This is a genomic window from Microbacterium oleivorans NBRC 103075 (genome assembly GCF_001552475.1).
GTDB lineage: Bacteria > Actinomycetota > Actinomycetes > Actinomycetales > Microbacteriaceae > Microbacterium > Microbacterium oleivorans.
The window spans coordinates 1-19568 of record NZ_BCRG01000002.1; the positions used below are offsets into that span (position 1 = coordinate 1).

Annotated in this window: 21 protein-coding genes and 1 tRNA gene; 17 read left to right on the forward strand and 5 right to left on the reverse strand. The window is 68.7% G+C overall.

The window, feature by feature from the left end; all coding sequences use genetic code 11:
• From MO1_RS02500 to MO1_RS02510, 3 genes are all read left to right on the forward strand, one after another.
• The coding region (locus tag MO1_RS02500) for an ABC transporter ATP-binding protein (RefSeq protein WP_060915148.1) at nt 1-1017 on the forward strand (1017 nt) is incomplete at its 5' end.
• A complete protein-coding gene (locus tag MO1_RS02505; protein ID WP_036309376.1) occupies nt 993-2546 on the forward strand; it encodes a hypothetical protein in 1554 nt (517 codons plus the stop codon). The genes MO1_RS02500 and MO1_RS02505, both read left to right, overlap by 25 nt.
• A 41-nt stretch (nt 2547-2587) precedes the next feature.
• Complete coding sequence (locus MO1_RS02510) at nt 2588-2854, forward strand: DUF3039 domain-containing protein (protein WP_060915149.1); 267 nt, start codon at nt 2588-2590, stop codon at nt 2852-2854.
• Here the strand turns inward: MO1_RS02510 and MO1_RS02515 are convergent.
• Entirely contained in the window at nt 2833-4161 is a 1329-nt protein-coding gene (locus MO1_RS02515) for a nicotinate phosphoribosyltransferase (protein ID WP_060915150.1), read from the reverse strand. The genes MO1_RS02510 and MO1_RS02515 overlap by 22 nt on opposite strands.
• A 56-nt stretch (nt 4162-4217) precedes the next feature.
• On the opposite strand from MO1_RS02515, the gene murI reads away from it, so the two are divergent.
• From murI to MO1_RS02535, 4 genes are all read left to right on the forward strand, one after another.
• Nucleotides 4218-5045 carry a glutamate racemase gene (murI, locus tag MO1_RS02520; protein WP_060915151.1) on the forward strand — a complete coding sequence of 276 codons (828 nt, stop codon included), beginning with the start codon at nt 4218-4220 and terminating at the stop codon, nt 5043-5045.
• The gene (rph, locus tag MO1_RS02525; RefSeq protein ID WP_036309368.1) at nt 5042-5785 is read left to right on the forward strand and encodes a ribonuclease PH; all 744 of its coding nucleotides are present in this window, start codon (nt 5042-5044) and stop codon (nt 5783-5785) included. The genes murI and rph overlap by 4 nt, the downstream gene beginning before the upstream one ends.
• Nucleotides 5782-6390 (forward strand): RdgB/HAM1 family non-canonical purine NTP pyrophosphatase, encoded by a 609-nt coding sequence (gene rdgB, locus MO1_RS02530; protein ID WP_036309367.1) that lies wholly within the window; start codon nt 5782-5784, stop codon nt 6388-6390. The genes rph and rdgB overlap by 4 nt, the downstream gene beginning before the upstream one ends.
• Before the next feature lie 68 nt (nt 6391-6458).
• Nucleotides 6459-7370, forward strand: coding sequence for a cation diffusion facilitator family transporter (locus tag MO1_RS02535; protein ID WP_036309365.1), 912 nt, complete (start codon nt 6459-6461; stop codon nt 7368-7370).
• A 45-nt stretch (nt 7371-7415) separates the two neighbouring features.
• Here MO1_RS02535 and MO1_RS02540 read toward each other — a convergent pair whose 3' ends face one another.
• Nucleotides 7416-9767, reverse strand: coding sequence for an ATP-dependent DNA ligase (locus MO1_RS02540; protein ID WP_060915152.1), 2352 nt, complete (start codon nt 9765-9767; stop codon nt 7416-7418).
• Nucleotides 9768-9828: 61 nt separating this feature from the next.
• Between MO1_RS02540 and ku the strand changes: the two genes are divergently transcribed.
• The gene (gene ku / locus MO1_RS02545; RefSeq protein WP_060915153.1) at nt 9829-10722 is read left to right on the forward strand and encodes a non-homologous end joining protein Ku; all 894 of its coding nucleotides are present in this window, start codon (nt 9829-9831) and stop codon (nt 10720-10722) included.
• Here the strand turns inward: ku and MO1_RS02550 are convergent, their stop codons facing one another.
• Together MO1_RS02550 and MO1_RS02555 are read right to left on the reverse strand one after the other, a co-directional pair.
• On the reverse strand, nt 10723-11502 hold the full coding sequence (locus MO1_RS02550; RefSeq protein WP_060915154.1) for a DedA family protein: 780 nt from the start codon (nt 11500-11502) through the stop codon (nt 10723-10725).
• Between the two features lie 73 nt (nt 11503-11575).
• Nucleotides 11576-11657: transfer RNA gene (locus MO1_RS02555), tRNA-Leu, on the reverse strand.
• A 112-nt stretch (nt 11658-11769) separates the two neighbouring features.
• Here MO1_RS02555 and MO1_RS02560 point away from each other — a divergent pair.
• Genes MO1_RS02560 through MO1_RS02590 form a run of 7 tightly spaced genes read left to right on the forward strand, consistent with a single transcriptional unit; the run spans nt 11770 to nt 16170 of the window.
• Nucleotides 11770-12933: a TadA family conjugal transfer-associated ATPase gene (locus tag MO1_RS02560; protein WP_052009371.1), complete on the forward strand. Its 1164-nt coding sequence runs from the start codon at nt 11770-11772 to the stop codon at nt 12931-12933.
• Nucleotides 12930-13790 carry a type II secretion system F family protein gene (locus MO1_RS02565; protein ID WP_060915155.1) on the forward strand — a complete coding sequence of 287 codons (861 nt, stop codon included), beginning with the start codon at nt 12930-12932 and terminating at the stop codon, nt 13788-13790. Before MO1_RS02560 ends, MO1_RS02565 begins: the two co-directional genes overlap by 4 nt.
• The gene (locus MO1_RS02570) at nt 13787-14698 is read left to right on the forward strand and encodes a type II secretion system F family protein (protein ID WP_060915297.1); all 912 of its coding nucleotides are present in this window, start codon (nt 13787-13789) and stop codon (nt 14696-14698) included. Before MO1_RS02565 ends, MO1_RS02570 begins: the two co-directional genes overlap by 4 nt.
• Before the next feature lie 22 nt (nt 14699-14720).
• A complete protein-coding gene (locus MO1_RS02575) occupies nt 14721-14924 on the forward strand; it encodes a hypothetical protein (RefSeq protein ID WP_036309356.1) in 204 nt (67 codons plus the stop codon).
• 10 nt (nt 14925-14934) lie between these two features.
• Nucleotides 14935-15324, forward strand: coding sequence for a TadE/TadG family type IV pilus assembly protein (locus tag MO1_RS02580; protein WP_036309354.1), 390 nt, complete (start codon nt 14935-14937; stop codon nt 15322-15324).
• A 7-nt stretch (nt 15325-15331) separates the two neighbouring features.
• A complete protein-coding gene (locus MO1_RS02585; protein WP_255209208.1) occupies nt 15332-15766 on the forward strand; it encodes a TadE/TadG family type IV pilus assembly protein in 435 nt (144 codons plus the stop codon).
• Nucleotides 15763-16170 carry a pilus assembly protein TadG-related protein gene (locus tag MO1_RS02590; RefSeq protein ID WP_036309351.1) on the forward strand — a complete coding sequence of 136 codons (408 nt, stop codon included), beginning with the start codon at nt 15763-15765 and terminating at the stop codon, nt 16168-16170. The genes MO1_RS02585 and MO1_RS02590 overlap by 4 nt, the downstream gene beginning before the upstream one ends.
• Before the next feature lie 39 nt (nt 16171-16209).
• Here the strand turns inward: MO1_RS02590 and MO1_RS02595 are convergent, their stop codons facing one another.
• On the reverse strand, nt 16210-17487 hold the full coding sequence (locus MO1_RS02595; protein ID WP_036309350.1) for an MFS transporter: 1278 nt from the start codon (nt 17485-17487) through the stop codon (nt 16210-16212).
• Nucleotides 17488-17514: 27 nt separating this feature from the next.
• Here MO1_RS02595 and prfB point away from each other — a divergent pair, with 27 nt between their 5' ends.
• Nucleotides 17515-18624, forward strand: a complete 1110-nt coding sequence (prfB, locus tag MO1_RS02600) for a peptide chain release factor 2 (protein WP_060915157.1) — start codon at nt 17515-17517, stop codon at nt 18622-18624.
• Nucleotides 18625-18742: 118 nt separating this feature from the next.
• Complete coding sequence (locus MO1_RS02605; protein ID WP_036309346.1) at nt 18743-19564, forward strand: DUF4397 domain-containing protein; 822 nt, start codon at nt 18743-18745, stop codon at nt 19562-19564.
• The last annotated feature ends 4 nt before the right edge of the window (nt 19565-19568 follow it).

The window sequence follows — 19568 nt, forward strand, 5'->3', positions numbered from 1 at the left end:
GAGCCGGTTGTCGAGCCCGAGCCGGTTGTCGAGCCCGAGCCCGAATCTGCTATCGAGTCTCTGCCCGAGTCCGTCGTTGAGTCGGAGTCCGCGGCCGTCGGGACAGGGAGTCGAGAGCTCGACGCTGACGAGCAGGATCCGTTCGCGGAACTGCTGAGCGACGACGAGACGCGGGAAGAGGACGAACAGTTCGGCGCCGTTGCGCCAGCGACGGCCGTTCTGACGCTGGACGAGCCCGAGAGGACTCCGACCGGTCCTGTCCCCGCTCTCCGGATGTCGAACGTGTCGAAGTCGTTCGGTCGCACCCGAGCGGTGGATGCCGTCCATCTCGAGATCCCCGCCGGAACCTTTTACGGCATCGTCGGGCCGAACGGGGCCGGAAAGACGACGACCCTGTCGATGATCGCCGGGCTTCTTCGTCCTGACGCCGGGACGATCGAGGTCGGCGGGGTCGACCTCCGTCGCGATCCTCGCGCCGGTAAGGCGCTCATGGGCGTGTTGCCCGATCGTCTTCGCACCTTCGACCGCCTCACCGGTCGTCAGCTCCTGCACTATTACGGCGTCCTTCGGGGGCTCCGTCCCGCCGTCGTCGCCGAACGGACGGAAGATCTCGGCCGCGCGTTCGACCTGATGGCAGCGCTCGCTCGCCCCGTCTCGGACTACTCCGCGGGTATGACGAAGAAGATCATGCTCGCGGGCGCAATGATCCATGCGCCGCGCCTGCTTGTCCTCGACGAGCCGTTCGAAGCGGTGGATCCCGTGTCGAGCGAGGTGATCCTCGACATCCTCTCGGCGTACGTGGCGCGCGGTGGCACCGTCGTGCTGTCGAGTCATGGGATGGAACTCGTCGAGCGCGTCTGCGACGGCGTTGCCGTCATCGTCGCCGGCCAGGTGCTCGCACAGGGCACGATCGAGGAAGTGAAGGGCGACCACACGCTGGCGGAGCGTTTCGTCCAGCTGACCGGTGGTCTCAGCGATGTGGAAGGCCTGGAGTGGTTGCACACGTACTCCGACTGAGGCTCGCCCTGCTGGTCGGTGCATTGAATGCGCGTCCCCTGGTCCTCCTGCGGCGGCTCGCGGCGTTCGCCGTGCTCGCACTCGGGGTCGCGGCGGTCTGCGTCGCGCTGATCCGGCTCGATCGGGTGCCCGACGCGGATGCTGCGACCCTCACCGTCGTCGGGGGTTCAATACTCGTCGCGGGCTTTTTCCTCGTGCCTTTGTTCTCGGGTGCGGACGACCCGCTCGACCCGCGCCGGTTCGCCGTCACGGGAGCGGAGCCCCGCCGGGTCGCCTGGGCGGTGGCGCTCGCCTCGCCGCTCGGCGTTCCAGGCGTCGTCGTCATCGCCATCGCAGCCGCCCTCGTCGCCTCGTGGACCGACCACGGCGCGCCGATCGGGCTTTCGGTGCTCGGCGCTTTCCTCCTCGTCGCGACGTCGGTGCTCGCCGCGCGGTGCGCGATGGCGGTGTCGGCGTTGGCGCTTCGTGACCGGCGATCACCGCAGCTGACCGGCCTGATGGTGACCGCGGCCGGGGTCGTCGTGATCCCCGTCGCCGCGTTCGCCTTCTCGCTCGAATGGTCGGGTGGCTTGCCAACGCAACTCACGGAGGCAGCGCAGGTCCTCGCCGTCACACCGTTCGGAGCGGCCTCCGCGATCGCGGTTCGAAGCGGAGGAGGACTCGTCCTCTCGCTTCTCGTCGCTGTCGGCACGCTCGTCGCGCTCGCGCTCCTCTGGCGGTTGCTCGTCCACCTGACGATGGCCACGACCGAACGGTCCGTCTCACTCCGAGAGCGTCGCGGTCTCGGATGGTTCGCGGTCATGCCCGGCGTGCCCGGCGGCGCGGTCGCCGCGCGAAGCATCGTCTACTGGTTCTCCGATCCCCGTCACCTCGCGAACGTGATCGTCGTCCCCATCGCCTCGGTCCTCATCGTGACGCCCCTCCTGGTGGTCGGGGTGCCTCTGCCGACCGTGGCGCTCATCCCGCCGCCGATCCTCGCGCTTTTTCTCGGGTGGTTGGTCCACAACGACCTGGCCTACGACTCGACCGGCGTCTGGCTGCACATCTCCGCGGGCGTCCGCGGTGTCGCCGACCGGATCGGACGCCTCGTGCCCATCGTCCTCATCGGAGTCCCGCTGCTCGCCCTCGCGATCACGGGGTCGATCTGGTTGCACGGACGCTGGGCGATCCTGCCCGCCCTGGTGGGGGTGTGCGTCTCCCTCTTCGCGACCGGCCTCGGGCTCAGCTCCATCTCGTCTGTCGCTGCGCCCTACGCCGTGTCGCAACCTGGCGAGGGTCCCTTCGAGCAGCCGCAGCGCACCGGCGGATCGATGGCACAGGCGGCCGTTCTGTTCGGCGCCCTGGCGTTGACCGCGCCGGCGCTGTGGTGGGGATGGCTCGCTCTGAGCGGCGATGAGGATGCGGCATGGACGGCGTTCTGGTCCGGGGTCGGTGTGGGAGCGACTGTTCTCGTGCTCGGTGTCGCCATCGGCGGGATGCTCTTCGAGCGTCGCACGGGACGCATCATGGAGTTCGCCGAAACCCACTGACCCCCGACCACGCGACCCCGGGTCGCAGTACACTCGGGGGAATGAGCACGCCGATCGACAGCCCTGATCAGGGCGGCCTCGCCACACTGGACCGAGAGCTCGAGGAGCTCATCCGCGAGGAGTCCGTCGAGCCGGGCGACCATGAGCGGTTCTCGCACTACGTCAAGAAGGACAAGATCCTCGAGTCCGCCATCACCGGCAAGCCGGTCCGGGCACTCTGCGGCAAGAAGTGGACTCCGGGGCGTGACCCCGAGAAGTTCCCCGTCTGCCCGACCTGCAAAGAGATCTACGCCTCGCTGACCTCGTAAAGCGTCTCGAGCGCCGGGTCGGCGCGGCTGAGTGCGAGGGCCATCACGGGCAGCTCCTCGCGCACGCGCATGTGGTGCGCCCGGGCAGCTGACACCCCGTCGACGCCGAGATAGGCGGCATCCGCTTGGCCGCCCTCGACCAGCACCGTCTGCAGGGGACGGGCGTCTGGATGCGCCGAGGCGGGGTCGAGCTCTTCGAAGCCGTCGGCGATGGCGATGACCTCTGCCGTCGCAACCCCATCGGAGCGCCGTCGGAAGGCCGCCTTGCGGCCGCCCACGGACGCTTTGGACGTCGACGCCTTCGCAACGGAGACCCACCCGCCGTCCGAGCCCTGGCGGGCGACGAGTTTGTAGACCATTCCCGCGGTCGGCGTCCCCGATCCGGTGACGACCGAGGTCCCCACGCCGTAGGCGTCGACGGGGGATGCCGCGAGTGCCGCGATCGCGAATTCATCGAGATCGCTCGTCACGGTGATCTTGGTCTTCGTCGCGCCGAGCTCATCGAGCTGCTGCCGCACCGAGGCGGCGACGGTGGGAAGATCGCCGGAATCGATACGGACGCCGCCGAGGTCCGTTCCGGCCACGCGGATGGCCGTGTCGACGCCCTGTCGGATGTCGTAGGTGTCGACGAGGAGGGTCGTCGAGGTTCCCAGGGCCGCGATCTGACTGCGGAAGGCGTCCTCCTCCGAATCGTGGAGGAGGGTCCAGGCGTGGGCGGCGGTTCCCATGGTGGGGATGCCCCACGAGCGGCCGGCCTCGAGGTTGCTGGTCGCCGAGAATCCGGCGATGTACGCGGCGCGGGCGGCAGCGACTGCGGAGCGTTCGGACGCGCGCCGCGATCCCATCTCAGCCAGGGGGCGGTCACCGGCCGCGATGCTCATGCGGGCCGCCGCGGTGGCGACGGCGGAGTCGTGATTGAGGATGCTGAGCGCGAGGGTCTCGAGGATGACGGCTTCAGCGAAAGAACCCTCGACGGTCAGGATCGGGGAGCCGGGGAAGTACAGCTCTCCCTCGCGGTAGCCGCTGATCGTGCCCGTGAAGCGATAGTTCTCGAGGTAGGTCACCGTCTCGGGACTGACGATCGCGTTGTCTCGGAGGAAGGCGAGTTCCGCCTCGTCGAATCGGAAGTCGGCGAGTTCCGTCAACAGCCGCCCGGTGCCGGCGACGACTCCGAAGCGCCGACCCCCGGGCAGGCGCCGGCCGAAGAGTTCGAACACGCAGCGTCGGTCAGCGGTGCCGTCGCGCAGGGCGGCATCCACCATCGTGAGCTCGTAACGATCGGTCAGCAGCGCCGTGGACATGCCCATGTCGTCACTCTATCCACGCACGAATCACCCTCCGACCGAGACTAGGCTGGTCGATCGTGACGGACGCGCCGATCGGGATCTTCGACTCCGGAGTCGGCGGCCTCACCGTCGCCCGTGCCGTTTCGCAACTGCTGCCGAGGGAATCGATCCTGTACATCGGTGACACCGCGCACTCGCCATACGGCCCGAAGCCGATCGCTGACGTCCGCCGCTACGGCCTCGAAGTCCTCGATACGCTCGTCGACCAGGGCGTGAAGATGCTCGTCATCGCCTGCAACACGGCCTCCGCTGCACTGCTTCGGGACGCGCGGGAACGGTACGACGTCCCTGTCGTCGAGGTTATCGGTCCTGCCGTCCGCACCGCCATCTCGACGACCCGCAACGGTCGAATCGGCGTGATCGGCACAGCGGGAACGATCGGATCGGGCGTCTACCAGGACATGCTCGGCGTGAACGAGCGTCTCAGCGTCTTCGCCCAGGCCTGCCCCCGGTTCGTCGACTTCGTCGAGGCGGGCGTGACCGACAACACTGACGTGCTCCGGGTCGCGGAGGAGTATCTCGAGCCCCTGCGCCACGCGGGGGTCGACACGGTCGTCCTCGGCTGCACGCACTATCCCTTCCTCGAGGGCGCCATCAGCTACGTGATGGGCCCCGACGTGTCGCTCGTCTCGAGCGACACCGAGACGGCGAAGGACGTCTACCGCCAGCTCGTCTCCCGCGACCTGCTCGCGGGGCACGACGCCACACCCACCCACGTCTACGAGGCCACCGGCGACTCCGCCGACGACTTCCTCCGACTCGCGGACCGGCTGATGGGACGTGGCGTCAGCGCCGTCCGCCTCGTCCAGACCGGCGCGATCGACCTACCGAAGGAGAACTCATGACCGAGATCACCCGTGCCGACGGCCGCGCCGTCGACCAGCTGCGCCCCGTGACCATCGAACGCGGCTGGAGCGCTCACGCGGAAGGATCCGCCCTGATCTCCTTCGGGGGCACGAAGGTGCTGTGCACGGCATCCTTCACCAACGGTGTCCCGCGCTGGCTGACCGGCAAGGGCAAGGGCTGGGTCACGGCCGAATACGCGATGCTGCCCCGAGCAACCAACTCCCGCAACGACCGCGAATCCATCAAGGGCAAGGTCGGCGGCCGCACTCACGAGATCTCGCGTCTGATCGGAAGGGCGCTCCGCGCCGTCGTCGACACGAAGGCGCTGGGCGAGAACACCATCGTCATCGACTGCGACGTGCTGCAGGCAGACGGCGGGACCCGCACCGCCGCGATCACGGGCGCCTACGTCGCGCTCGCGGATGCGATCGAGTGGGGTCGCGCGAAGGGTTTCGTCGGCAAGAACGCGAAGGCGCTCCACGACTCCGTCGCCGCGGTCTCCGTCGGCATCATCGACGGCGAGCCCATGCTCGACCTGGCGTACGTCGAGGATGTCCGCGCCGAGACCGACATGAACGTCGTCGTCACCGGCCGCGGCCTGTTCGTCGAGGTGCAGGGTACGGCCGAGGGGGCACCGTTCGACAAGCGCGAACTCGATGCGCTGCTCGAGCTGGGCGTGAACGGCTGCGACGACCTCCGCGTCGCACAGCTGGCCGCCCTGGCGGAGGACCTCGCGTGACGCGGAGCCGCATCGTCCTCGCAACGCACAACGCGCACAAGATCGAGGAGTTCGGGGTGATCGTGGCCGCCGCTCGGCCCGACCTCGAGGTCGTGGGCTACGACGGTCCGGAGCCGGTCGAGGACGGCGTGACGTTCGCCCAGAACGCCCTCATCAAGGCTCGCGCCGCGGCGCTCCACACGGGGCTGCCGGCGATGGCCGACGACTCCGGCATCAGCGTCGATGTCCTCGGCGGCTCGCCGGGCGTGTTCTCGGCGTACTGGGCCGGGCACAAGAAGGACGGCGTCGCGAATTACGAGCTGCTCCTCGACCAGCTCGCGGACATCGCCGACCCGCACCGTGCCGCCCAGTTCATCTCGACGATCGCGCTCGTCACCCCCGGCGGCGACGAGCACGTCGTCGAGGGCATCTGGCCCGGTCGGCTCGCGACGGCGCCCGCCGGTTCGGGCGGGTTCGGGTACGATCCCGTCTTCCTCCCCGATGATGCGGACGGTCGAACGGCCGCCGAGCTGTCGTCGGCGGAGAAGAACGCGACGTCGCACCGGGCGCGGGCCTTCGAATCGCTCGGCCCGCTGCTCGCTGCGCTCGGAACGCCGCGAAGCTGAGAATCGGACTCATTCCCGAGTTCTCCGATCGGGCCGGTCCGGCCCTCGGCTCACCGTAGCCTCGAATCATGCACGACCACGCGCCCGCCGGCATCCGTTCCGGTCACCCGCGCCGCCTCCTGGCCATCTCGCTCGGGATCACGGCGACGGTGCTCGTGGTGCAGGTGATCGGCGCTGTCCTGACGGGATCGCTGGCGCTGCTGGCTGACGCCGGGCACATGCTCACCGACAGCTCGGGGCTCATCATCGCCCTGATCGCGGCGTCGGTCGCGGCGCGGCCGGCCGACGAACGCCACACGTACGGGTATCAGCGCGCCGAGGTGCTCGGTGCGCTTCTGAACGCGGTGATCCTGATCGCGCTGTGCGTGTGGATCGGCGTCGAAGCGGTGGGCCGTCTCGTCGCACCCGGCGAGGCCGAGGTACAAGGACTCCCGATGCTCGTCGTCGCCGTCATCGGCCTCGTTGCCAACGGGGTGTCGATGTACCTCCTGAGCGCCGCGCAGCGCTCGAGCATCAACGTCCGCGGTGCGTACCTCGAAGTGCTCGGCGACCTGATCGGATCCGCCGTCGTCCTCGTCGCGGCGGCCGTCATCTGGCTCACAGGATGGATGCCGGCCGACGCCGTCGCCTCGCTCCTCATCGCCGTGCTGATCGTCCCCCGCGCCATCACACTGCTCCGCGAAGTGTTCGCCGTGCTGGGGGAGCGGGCGCCCGCGGGAACGAAGGTCGCGGACATCCGCGACCACATCCTCGGTACGGACGGTGTCGTCGACGTGCACGACGTCCATGTGTGGCAGCTCACGCGCGGCGCTCCCGTCTTCACGGCCCACGTCGTCGTCGCGCCCGAACTGTTCGCGCACGACCAAGCGGGTGGTCTGCTCTCACAGCTCCAGACCTGCCTTGCGCGGCATTTCGATGTCGAGCACTCCACGTTCCAGCTCGAGCCGGCCGGTCACGTGGAGCACGACGCGCACGCCTGACGTGCACCGTCCGGAGAGGGGAGGGGGGCGCGACTGAGTACGCGGTCAGCCGCCCGGGCGCACTTCCGACGGCGTCTTGTCCGGCCTCAGCCCGCGCCAGCGCGCATGTCGGAGGGTCCCGTTCGGCGTTGCCTCCGCGTATTCGACCTCTCCCACCAGCTCCGGCTTCACCCAGAGCGCATCGGATGCCTCGGCCCGGCCGACGTCGACGAACGGGTTCTCCTCGGTGCGGAGGGGGGTGAGTGCGGCATCCAATCGCGCCAACGTCGCGTCGCTGAAGCCGGAGCCGACGCGGCCGACGTAGTGCAGCCCGTTGTCCGTCGGGACGCCCATGAGAAGGGAGCCGATCGCACCGCTCCGGCCGCCTTTGCCGGGACGGATGCCGCCGATCACGACCTCCTGCATGAGGGTGAGCTTCACCTTCAGCCATTGCTCACTGCGTTCGCCGCGGCGATAGGGCGAGGACGGATCCTTCACGACGAGGCCCTCCAGACCCAGCTTCTCGGCTGTCGCGAGGGCATCGTCGACGTCGTCCGCGACAGGGGGGAGGACGATCGTGTCGGTCGTGTCGGCGGCGATCCGTTCGAGAAGCTCCCGACGCTGCGCGAGGGGAAGTGAAGAGGCATCCGTCCCATCGACCTCGAGCACGTCGAACAACAGGTATTGCACCGGGATGCGCGTCGCTTCGCGCTGGATCTCCGCGGGCTTCGTGAGGTGCATGCGATGTTGGAGAAGCGGGAAGCTCGGGCGGTTCCGCTCGTCGAGCGCGACGATCTCGCCGTCGATCACGCAGGGCGCGGAGCCGAGGCCCGGATCCGCGGTCAGCTCGGGGTAACGCGCGGTGATGTCCGTGCCGCTTCGGGCACGCAGGTGCAGACGTGCGCCGTCCCAGACGCCGAGGGCGCGAACCCCGTCCCATTTGAACTCGACCCACCCGCCCCAGCGATCCGCCGCCAGCCGCGCGAGCGACGGCGTCGAGTTCGTCGCGAGCATGGGACGAGGCGCCGAGGGCGGCGCAGGCGGTGTCTTCGGAGTCGCGGCATCCGTCTTCATCCGGTGCAACAGCCACTGCGAATTCTCGCCCTGGCCGCTCGTACGGATGAGCGCGAGTCGCACCGAGCCGAGCGGACCGTCGCCGCGTCCGGTTGCGGTGAAGATCACCTCGTCGTCACGCCACTTCTCGAGCTCGAACGTCCCGGTGTCCCAGATCGACATCGAACCCGCGCCGTACTCTCCGGCAGGGATGTCGCCGGCGAAGTCGAGGTACTCCATCGGATGCGGCTCGGTCATGACGGCGAGGTGGTTTGTCGAAGCCGACTCGGGGATGCCGCGGGGCACCGCCCAGCTGACGAGCACCCCGTCGCGTTCGAGGCGCAGGTCGTAGTGAAGGCGCCGTGCGTGGTGCTCCTGGATCACGAACCGGGAGGCGCCGGGGGAGGCCGCACCGGCGGGGGAGTCGGGCACCGGTTCAGGCGTCTTCGCCGCCGATCGCTTGGCGATGTAGGAGCGAAGCGGACCGGCATCCGTCGGGGCGAGTGGGGCGAGGAGGTCGCCGTCGGCGGCCACCCGGGCGAGCACCTCGTCGAAGAGCAGGTGGCGGAGATCGGGATCGGCGAGTTCGGCCCACGTCCGGGGCGCGGCGACAGCCGGGCGCTCGCGCCCCCGCAGCGAGTACGGCGCGATCGTCGTCTTCTTGCCGTTGTTCTGACTCCAGTCGAGGAAGACCTTGTCGGGCCTGGCCGCTTTGGACATCTGGCTGACGACCAGATCGGGGTGGTCGGCTTCGAGGGCGCGGGCGAGCTCTTTCGCGAACGCGCTGATCTCCTCGCTCGTGCGTGAACCATCCAGCGGGGCATAGAGGTGGATGCCCTTGCTGCCGCTCGTGACCGGCAGCGGATCCATGCCCAGGTCCGTCAGGATCGCGCGAGCCCATCGGGCGACCTCGGCGCATTCGGCGAGACCGGCACCAGGCCCGGGGTCGAGATCGAGGACGAGTCTGTCCGGGTTGCCGCGCGCGCCGTCGGGGTCGAACCGCCACTGCGGCACGTGGAGCTCGATCGATGCGACCTGCGCAAGGTAGACGAGCGCGGGGATCCCGTCGACGAGGGGGTAGTCCTTCGCGCCGGTGGAATGCTCGATCGGACGCCGCGCCACCCACGACGGCGCCCCCGCCTCGAGGTGCTTGGCGAAGAACGATCCCTCGCCGGTCCCGTCGGGCCAGCGGATGCGGGTGACCGGGCGACCGTCGAGATGCGGCAGCATCGCCGGGGCGATGCGGGTCAGATAGTCGATGACCTCGCCTTTGGTCGTCCCCGTCGCGGGATACATGACCTTGTCGAGGTTCGTCAGCCGAAGACGACGCCCGTCGATGCGGACCTCCTGCGGCGCGGCTGGCATGGGCCCAGAGTAGTGCGCAAGCCCTGTCGGATCCGGCTTCGACGGGTGTCTACTGGGTGCCATGAGAGCGATCTGGAAAGGCGCATTGACCTTCGGCCTCGTGAACGTGCCCGTCAAGGTCTACTCCGCCACGGAGGACCACGATGTGTCGCTGCACCAGGTGCACGCAGCCGACGGCGGCCGTATCCGCTATCAGCGCATCTGCGAGATCGACGGCGAGGTCGTCCCGTACGCCGACATCGACAAGGCTTACGACGACGGCGAGCGGACTGTGGTTCTGACGTCCGACGACTTCGCCGCGCTGCCGAGTGAGCGCAGTCGTGAGATCGAGGTCGTCGAATTCGTCCCGACCGAGCAGATCGACCTCTTGACGCTCGACAAGGCGTACTACCTCGAGCCCGACTCGAAGAGCCCCAAGGCCTATGTGCTTCTCCGGCAGACGCTCGAGCAGACCGATCGGACGGCGATCGTCCGGTTCGCACTGCGCCAGAAGACCCGCCTGGCAGCGCTCCGCGTACGCGGCGACGTCCTGGTCCTCCAGACCTTGCTCTGGGCCGACGAGGTGCGCGAAGCGACGTTCCCCGTGCTCGATGAGCCGGTGAAGATCTCGAGCAAGGAGCTGGAGCTCTCGGCATCCCTCGTCGACAGCTTCTCGAGCGATTTCGATCCCACCGAGTTCGCCGACGAGTACCAGCAGGAGCTCCGCACCCTCATCGACGCGAAGCTCGAGAAGGGCGACGCGTTCGACACCGCGGAGACCTTCGGCGAGAAGGAGGATGCCGGTGGTGGCGAGGTCATCGACCTGATGGAGGCCCTCCGTGCGAGCGTCGAGAAGAGCCGTGCGGCGCGGTCGGGCTCGGGACCGACAAAGAACGACGTCGACGCCGACACGGAGTCGGCGCCGGCGAAGAAGAAGCCTGCGAAGAAAGAACCTGCGAAGAAGAAGGCGTCCTGATCAGAGGTGAGGCGCGTCCCCATGACGGCCGTCCTGCTTCTCGTCGAACGCCTCAGGCTCGAGGACGAGGTCTTGTGCTTCGTTCGGGTCGACGACGCCGTCTGAGCCGGCTGCGATCTCGCGCTTGACCTTGCGCTTCTCGGCGAAGTAGTGCCACACGATGAAGACGAGGGTGCCGGCGACGGCCGCGAGGAGGATGACGTCGATGTACGAGGCGACGAACTCGCCGACGCCGGGGATGAGGCTGACGAGGTATCCGATCACGGTGAGACCGAAGCCCCAGATGATCGCCCCGATCAAGTTGTAGAGCGAGTACTTGTGCCACGCCATCTTGCCGACGCCGGCGGCGACCGGCGCGAAAGTGCGGACGATCGGGACGAAGCGGGCGAGGATGACCGTCACGCCGCCGTACCGCTCGAAGAAGGCGTTGGTGCGATCGACGTTGCTGCGGCTGAAGAGACCGGATTCCTTGCGTTCGAAGACCGCTGGGCCGCCCTTCCGCCCGATCAGGTACCCGACTTCGCCGCCGAGGAAGGCGGAGAGGCCGATGAGGAGCCCCACGATCCAGACGTTGATGCCGAAGACGCCGTTGGGGGCGTGCGTGACGGGGTTGGAGAGCAGCCCCGCCATGATCAGGAGCGTGTCGCCCGGGAGGAGGAAGCCGACGAGCAGACCCGTCTCGGCGAAGATGATGAAGCAGACCACGACGAGCGCCCAGGGACCGGCCGCGTTGATGATGGTCTCGGGATCCAGCCAGGGGATCAGAGCGAAGGGGTGCACAGAGGTCCTTCAGATCGCGACGGGGGACCCGCCGACGGAATGGGCGCAAGGTGTGAGGCACGACGGTGCCTCGTGCGGAAGGGGGGACTTGAACCCCCACGCCCGAAGGCACAGGAACCTAAATCCTGCGTGTCTGCCGATTTCACCACTCCCGCTGGTGGGTTCAGTCTAGGGCGAGCGGTGAGAGACACCTGGGAGGGCTAGCCCCCGAATCGGGTGTGGATAACTTCAGCCACTGCGGCGCCGGGGTTGAGAGGATCCCAGGCCATGAGCCTCGCGTCCCCCGCCACGTCGACCCGCGGTCTGAGCGCGGTTGCCGAGCGGGTGCGCGAACGCCTGCGGACCGAGGAGGTCGACCCCGCCCGCGACCCGGACCGCGCCGCCTTCATTGCACGCGCCGAGGTGCGTCGGCACAACGACTTCGCCCTCGCGCGGGGAGTCGACGTCATCGAGGACGAAGCGGCATCCGTCCGCGACATCCTGTCCACTGTGGCAGGCTACGGCCCGCTGCAGGCGCTCTTGGACGATCCCGACGTCGAGGAAATCTGGATCAACGCGCCCGACAGGGTCTACGTCGCCCGAGAAGGGCGAAGTGAGCGCGCTCCGATCGTCCTCAGCGACACCGCCGTGCGGGACCTTGTCGAGCGGATGCTGCACGCCACCGGGCGTCGCGTCGACCTCAGCCAACCGTTCGTCGACGCCTCCCTGCCCGACGGGTCGCGACTCCACGTCGTCATCCCCGACATCACCCGTCGCCACTGGGCGGTGAACATCCGGAAGTTCCTGACCCGGTTCCGCACACTCGACGATCTCATCGCCGCTGGATCTGTCCGCCCCGAGGCGGCCGGGATACTTCGGACGGCGATGAGAGACGGCACGAGCGTCATCGTCTCGGGTGCGACCCACGCGGGCAAAACCACGCTGCTCGGTGCGCTCATCGCTGCCGCCCCCGCGGACCACCGCGTCGTCACCGTGGAAGAGACCTTCGAGCTCAACGCGCAGGCGCCCGATTTGGTCGCACTCCAGGGCCGTCAGCCGAGTCTCGAGGGGACCGGTGAGGTGTCGCTTCGCCGACTCGTGAAAGAAGCGCTCCGCATGCGCCCCGACCGCCTCGTCGTCGGCGAGGTCCGCGATGCCGAAGCCCTCGACCTCCTCCTCGCGCTCAATACGGGGGTGCCGGGCGCCGCGACGATCCACGCGAACTCCGCGACCGACGCCCTGCGAAAGCTCGCATCGCTTCCGTTGCTGGCAGGACGCAACATCGACCGCGACTTCCTTCTCCCGGCGATCGCCGCCTCCGTCGGTCTCGTCGTTCACTGTCGGCGGGATGCCTCTGGTCGCCGCGCGGTCGTCCAGATCGTCGCTCCGACGGGTCGCGTGGTCGATGGCGCGGTGGAAGCCCGCCAGGTGTTCGGCGGGGAGACGGTATGACCACCGTTCTCGGGGTCGCATTGGCAGCCGGCATCCTGCTCACTCTGGCGCCGTGGCTGTGGCCTCCGCGCCCCACACGCAGAGAAGCGGCTCGAGGTGATGGGGCGGCTGCCCGACTCCTGCAGAGCGCAGGGTTCGGGCATGCGACGACGGCCCATCTCGCGTCGGTCAGTCTCGCTGCCGCCGCTCTCGCGGGGGCCGCCATCTGGCTCGTCACGGCGCTCCCCGCGTTCGCGGCGGTCGCAGCCGTCGCTGGGTTCTTCGCGCCCGCCGGGTGGCTTCGAGGGCGGGCCCGTCGACTGCAGAAGAGTCGGCGTCAACTGTGGCCGGACGTCTGCGATCTGCTCGTCGCCTCAGTCCGCTCGGGAATGTCGCTCCCCGACGCGGTGTCGGCTCTGGCGGAGGTGGGTCCACCCTCGTTGCGGCCGGCCTTCGCGTCCTTCTCGTCGGATGTCTCCGCTTCGGGACACTTCGACTCGAGCGCACTGCGTCTGAAGGCACGCCTTTCGGATCCCGTCGCGGACCGCATCCTCGAAGCCCTTCGGATGGCGCGGCAGGTGGGCGGCACCGAGCTCACGAGCGTCCTTCGAGCACTATCGGCGTCCGTGCGAGCGGAGGCTGCTCTCCGGGCCGAGATCGAGGCCCGCCAATCGTGGATCCGTGGCGCGGCGGTGCTCGGTGTCGTTGCGCCGTGGGTCATCCTCGGGCTCCTCGCCCTGCGACCCGAGGGCGCCGCGGCATACAGCAGCGCCGAGGGAGTGGCGGTCATCCTCCTCGGAGCCGCGGTGTCGGTCGTGGCCTTCCGACTGATGGTCGGCATCGGTCGTCTTCCGGAACCGCGACGGTGGTTCGCGTGAGTGCTCTCACCGAGATCGCTCTGGCCATCGTCCTTGGCGGCGCCCTCGCCACTGGTCTCGTGCTCGTCGCCACGCGGATTCCGCGGCTCGCAGCCCCGACGCTCTCGCGTCGCATCGCGCCGTACCTCCGCGACATCGCCGATCCGCAGGGGCTGACGCCGCTCGCGTCTGTTCCGAGCGATTGGCGTGCCCGTCGCGATCGCCTGGTCGCTTCGCTCGGGGGAGCTGCGCGGCTCGAACACCGTCTCCGCCAGGCGGGACGGACGCAGGACGCCACGGCCTTCCGCGCGCGGCAACTCACGTGGGTCGTGGTGGGCGCGCTTATCGGCGGCATCGTCTTGGTCTGCCTCGCCCTCGCCGGCAGGCTGACACCGGGAGCCGCTCTGCTGCCTCCGGTGGCGGGACTCTCGGCGGCCGCCCTTGTCGACATTCGGCTGACGTCGGCTGCTCGACGACGGCGCGCCCGTGTCGAAGAGGAGTTGCCCACCCTGCTCGAGTTCTTGTCGCTGTGTCTCGCCGCAGGCGAGGGCCTCCGCGATGCGCTTCGCCGCGTCGGGGAGATCGGCTCGGGGGAACTCACGGGAGAGATCCGCCGCGCCGTCCTCGACAGCGGGACCGGATCGAATCTCTCGGACGCGCTTCTCGACCTCGGACGTCGGCTCGACGTCCCCCCGCTCTCGCGTGCGCTCGAACATCTCGTCGCGGCGATCGACCGCGGCGCACCTCTTGCAGGTGTCCTCCAAGCGCAGGCGGGCGATGCCCGCGAGGACGCCAAGCGATCGCTCATCGAGCAAGCGGGGAAGAAGGAGATCGCGATGCTCTTCCCGATCGTCTTCCTGCTCCTGCCGATGAGCGTCCTCTTCGCCGTCTTCCCCGGGATCGTGATGCTGCGACTTGGGGTGGGCTGACCTGAACCGAAAGGAGAACAAAATGATCCGTCCCTCACTCGCACGCCTCCGGACCGCCTGGGGTGCCGTCCTCGCGGACCTGCCCGACGAGGAACGCGGCGACGTTCCGGGCTGGGTGCTCATCACGCTCATGACCGCGGGGCTCGTCGTCGTCATCTGGGCCCTCGCCGGGCCCGCGCTGTCTCAGCTTTTCCAGCAGGCGATCGACCAGGTTTCGAGCTTCTGAGGTTCGTGGCGTGCGTCGGTTGCTTTCTGATGAGCGCGGATCGACCCCGGTCGAGTTCGTGCTCGTCGGGGTGCTACTGACGGTGCTCACCCTGGGGGTGCTTCAGTTGGGGCTCGCCGTGTACGTCCGCAACGTCGTGCACGACGCCGCCGTCGAGGGTGCGTACTACGCGGCGCTGGCCGACGTCGACACGGTGGCCGGTGCGACGCGTGCACGTGAACTCGTCGAACGCGCCGTCGGTGGAGGCTTCGTCGAGAGCGCCTCCGCGACGGACTCCCGCGCGCTCGGATACGACACGGTCTCCGTGACCGTGACCACGCGCCTGCCGCTCATCGGTCTCCTCGGTGTCCCACACGGATGGGAGGTGACGGTCCATGCGCCGGCGGAGAGCTTCGACTGAACAGCTCATGGATGACGAACGCGGATCAGCTGCCCTCGAGTTCATCGTGGGCGGTGTCGTTCTCCTCGTCCCGATCGTCTACCTCATCGTGACGCTGGGGATCATCCAGTCCCATGCCCTCGGTGTGGAATCCGCCTCGCGCCACGTCGCCCGAGCCGTGGCATCCGCCGAGAGCGTCGAGGATGCCGACGCGCGCGCCGCCACCGTGCTCGACTCGCTCGTGCGTGAGTACGACATCGACGAGGAGTCGCTGGACGTCGACGTCTCCTGCGTAGGTCAGGCGAAGGCGTGCCCCGCGGCGGGGGCGATCGTCAGGGTCACGGTCGCGTCATCCGTGCCACTGCCCCTTGTTCCGCCCGTGCTCGGGCTCGACGAGGCGGCACGCGTCGGCGTCGAGTCGTCGTCTGTGCAGAAGGTGTCACGGTACTGGAGGGACGGATGATCGCTCACGACGAGGAGGGCAGTGTTCTCCTTCTCACCATCGGGTACGCCCTGCTCGCACTCGTCTTGGTGTTGGTCTCCGTCGACGCGACGAGCCTGTACCTCGCGCAGAAGCGCACGCAGTCAGCAGCAGATGCCGCGGCCCTCGCCGGCGCCGACGGCTTCACCCTCGAGGTGGTCGACGGCGAGCCACGTGCCGAACTCACCGACGCGGGAGTCCGAGAGCAAGCCGCCGCCATCGTCGCCGCCGGACAGGACGTGAACCTCGTGTCAGCCACGACGCCCGACGGTGTCTCTGCTCGCGTCGTGGTGACATCGCTCTGGCGTCCGCCGATCTCGACGCTCTTCGTACCCGACGGTGTTCCGCTGGATGCGACGGCGACCAGCCGGACGGCGCTCGACTGAACCGGGCGAGCAGGACCCGAAACGGGATCGTCGGCGCCCTCAGTCGCGCACGTGCGGCACGAATCGTGGGAGCCACCGCACGAACGCGACAGCGCCGAGCAGGCCGATGATCCCGACAGCTCCCGCCGCGAACGACAGCGACGAGATTGCGGTGATCCCCGTGACGATCAGCGGGGTGGTGGCACCACCGGCATCCGTCAATGTGCGCCACGAGCCGAGGAATGGGGCAGGGTCGTCCTTGGGGGCCAGGTCGGCACCGATCGTGAGGAGGATGCCGCTCGACAGACCGTTGCCCACGCCGAGGACCGCCGCGAACAGGGCGAACCACATCTCCGCGCTCGACCCGTCGTGCGTGATCGACAGCGCGAGGAAGCCGCTCCCCATGAGAACCATCGCGGGGAGCGCCGCCCACAGTCGACCGAAGCGATCCATGACCTGGCCGCTCGCGTAGAACAGGGCGAAGTCCAGCGCGCCCGAGACGCCGACGACGAGGGCGATCGTCTGCGCGTCGAGACCGATCGACACACCCCAGAGCGGGAGGACGACCTGGCGCGCCGAGCGAACGGCCGAGAGGCAGGCGGCGGCGAGCCCGACGCGGGACAACACCCGCCGGTGCAGCCACATCGTCCGGAAGACGCCGACTCGCCCTGCCACCGGGATCGAGCCGGTCACCGGCTCCCCGGAGTCCTCCGACTCGTGGCTCCGCTCGGGGCGTTCGGCGGCGAACTGCTTCTCAGGGTCCGGGCCGAAGGTCACGAGCACGATCAGCGCGACCAGGCAGACGGCGAAGAACCAGATCGTCGCGCGCTCGTCGCCGAACAGGCCGATGAGGGCGGCCGCGATGAACGGTCCCGCGAACATGCCGAGACGGAAGGTCCCGCCCAGCAGGGAGAGGGCTCGCGCACGGAACATGACCGGCACGCGCGTCGTCATGAACGAGTGACGGGCGAGACCGAAAGCGGCGGCACAGAACCCGATCAGGAAGACCGCCGCGGCGAAGACGGGGAGAGAGGGGAGAAGGGCCGCCGACAGCGCCACGACGAGCGCCAGCGTGCCCGCACCGATCATCGTGATCCGTTCGCCCACCCGAGCGACCGCCCAACCGGCGGGCAGGTTGCCGATCAGCTGACCCACGACGAGCATCGAGGCGACGAGCGCGGACAACGCCACATCGGCGCCGAGGTTCCCGGCGAGGATCGGGATGAGGGGGAGTACCGCCCCCTCGCCGATCGCGAACAGGACCGTGGGCGCGTAGACCATGGGGCCGAAACGCCAGAGCACCTCGCGTGCGCTGGGGGATTCGGGTCGGTCGGTCATCACCATCCACGTTACTCTGGGACTGCCATGCTCGAATTCGATCCGTCCGCGGACATCCACGCCCTCCGTTCCACCTTCAGCGACATCAAGTCCGTCGTCGACGTGGACTCCCTCACCGCCGAGATCGCCCGTCTGTCCGAGGAGGCGGGTGCCCCCGATCTCTGGGACGACGTCGACAAGGCGCAGAAGGTCACCAGTGCCCTCAGCCACCGGCAGACCGAACTGAAGCGCGTCGCCGAGGTCGAGCAGCGCCTCGACGACGTCGAGGTTCTCGTGGGGCTCGCGCAGGAGATGGAAGACGAGGAATCCGCGGAAGAGGCCCGACGGGAGATCACCGACCTCGAGAAGGTCATCAGCCAGCTCGAGGTGCAGACGCTTCTCGACGGCGAATACGACGACCGGGGCGCCGTCGTCACGATCCGCTCCGGCGCGGGCGGCGACGATGCCACCGACTTCGCCGAGATGCTCATGCGCATGTACCTGCGCTGGGCTGAGCGCCACAAGTACTCCGTCAAGGTGATGGACACCTCGTTCGCCGAAGGCGCGGGCATCAAGTCGGCGACCTTCGAGGTCGACGCCCCGTACGCCTACGGCACCCTCTCCGTAGAGGCGGGCACCCACCGTCTCGCGCGCATCAGCCCGTTCGGTTCCGCCGACAAGCGGCAGACCAGCTTCGCCGCCGTCGAGGTCATCCCCGTCATGGAGGAGGCGCAGGAGGTCGACATCCCCGAGGGCGACATCCGCGTCGACGTGTTCCGCTCGTCCGGCCCCGGTGGTCAATCCGTCAACACGACCGACTCGGCCGTGCGACTGACGCACCTTCCGACCGGCATCGTCGTCTCGATGCAGAACGAGAAGAGCCAGATCCAGAACCGCGCCGCGGCGATGCGCGTCCTGCAGACCCGGCTCATGCTGCTCCAGAAGGAAGAAGAAGCGGCGAAGAAGAAGGAACTCGCCGGGACGATCACCGCGAGCTGGGGCGACCAGATGCGCTCCTACTTCCTCTATGGCCAGCAACTCGTGAAGGATCTGCGTACCGGGCACGAGGTCGGGAACCCTGCCGTCGTCTTCGATGGTGACCTCGACGGCTTCATCGCCGCCGGGATCCGTTGGCGCAAGCGCAAGGACGACGACTGAGTCGACGTCGGGGATTTTTTCCGACCTTTTCTCATCCAGCTGCATCCACATCGGGTGAGCCGGGGGAATACCTCTGTGAAAGCGCGAACAGCTCGCGCCGGATCAGAAGGAGTTTCCCATGCGCAAGACACTCTCTGCAGGCGTGGCGCTCGGTGCCGCGGTGGCATTCGCGGCATTCGCACCGGCCTCCGCCGCTACGGCGGACAATGCCGATCTCGCTGTTCTGCACGCGATCCCGGACACACCGGTTGATGTCTACGTCGACGGCAAGCTGACGATCGACGACTTCCAGCCCGGTGACCTCGGCGGTCCCCTGGAGCTGCCCGGTGGCACCTACTCGGTGGCGCTGACCGCCGCTGACGCCACCGACGACTCCGCTCCTGTCCTCGGGCCCATCGACCTCACTCTCGAGGCGGGGAAGAACTACACCGCGGTGGCGCACCTCGACGCCGCGGGCCAGCCGACCGCGAACCTGTTCACCAACGACACCTCGAAGACGGCTGCCGGTGAAGGACGTCTCACCGTCCGTCACGTCGCAGCCGCGCCGGCCGTGGATGTCCTCGCGGGCGGCGACGCCGTGATCACCGGACTCGAGAACCCGAACGAGAAGTCGCTCGACCTGCCCGCGGGCAACGTCAGCGCCTCGGTCGCCCTCGCCGGCACCACCGACCCCGTGATCGGACCGGCTGACGTCGCCGTCAGCGAAGGCGAGCTGACCGTGGTCTACGCCTGGGGCTCAGCGGAAGCAGGGAACCTCGCGCTCGCGACGCAGACGATCGACGGCCTGCACTCCGGCCCCGGCGGCGTGAACACCGGTTCGGCCGGCCTCGTCGCGGAGAACGGCACGAACGGCTGGCTCTTCGCCGGTGGTGCTGCTCTGATCGCCGGCCTTGCCGCCGGTGGTGTGTTCGCGACGCGTGCCGCCAAGGCTCGTCGCTGAGGTA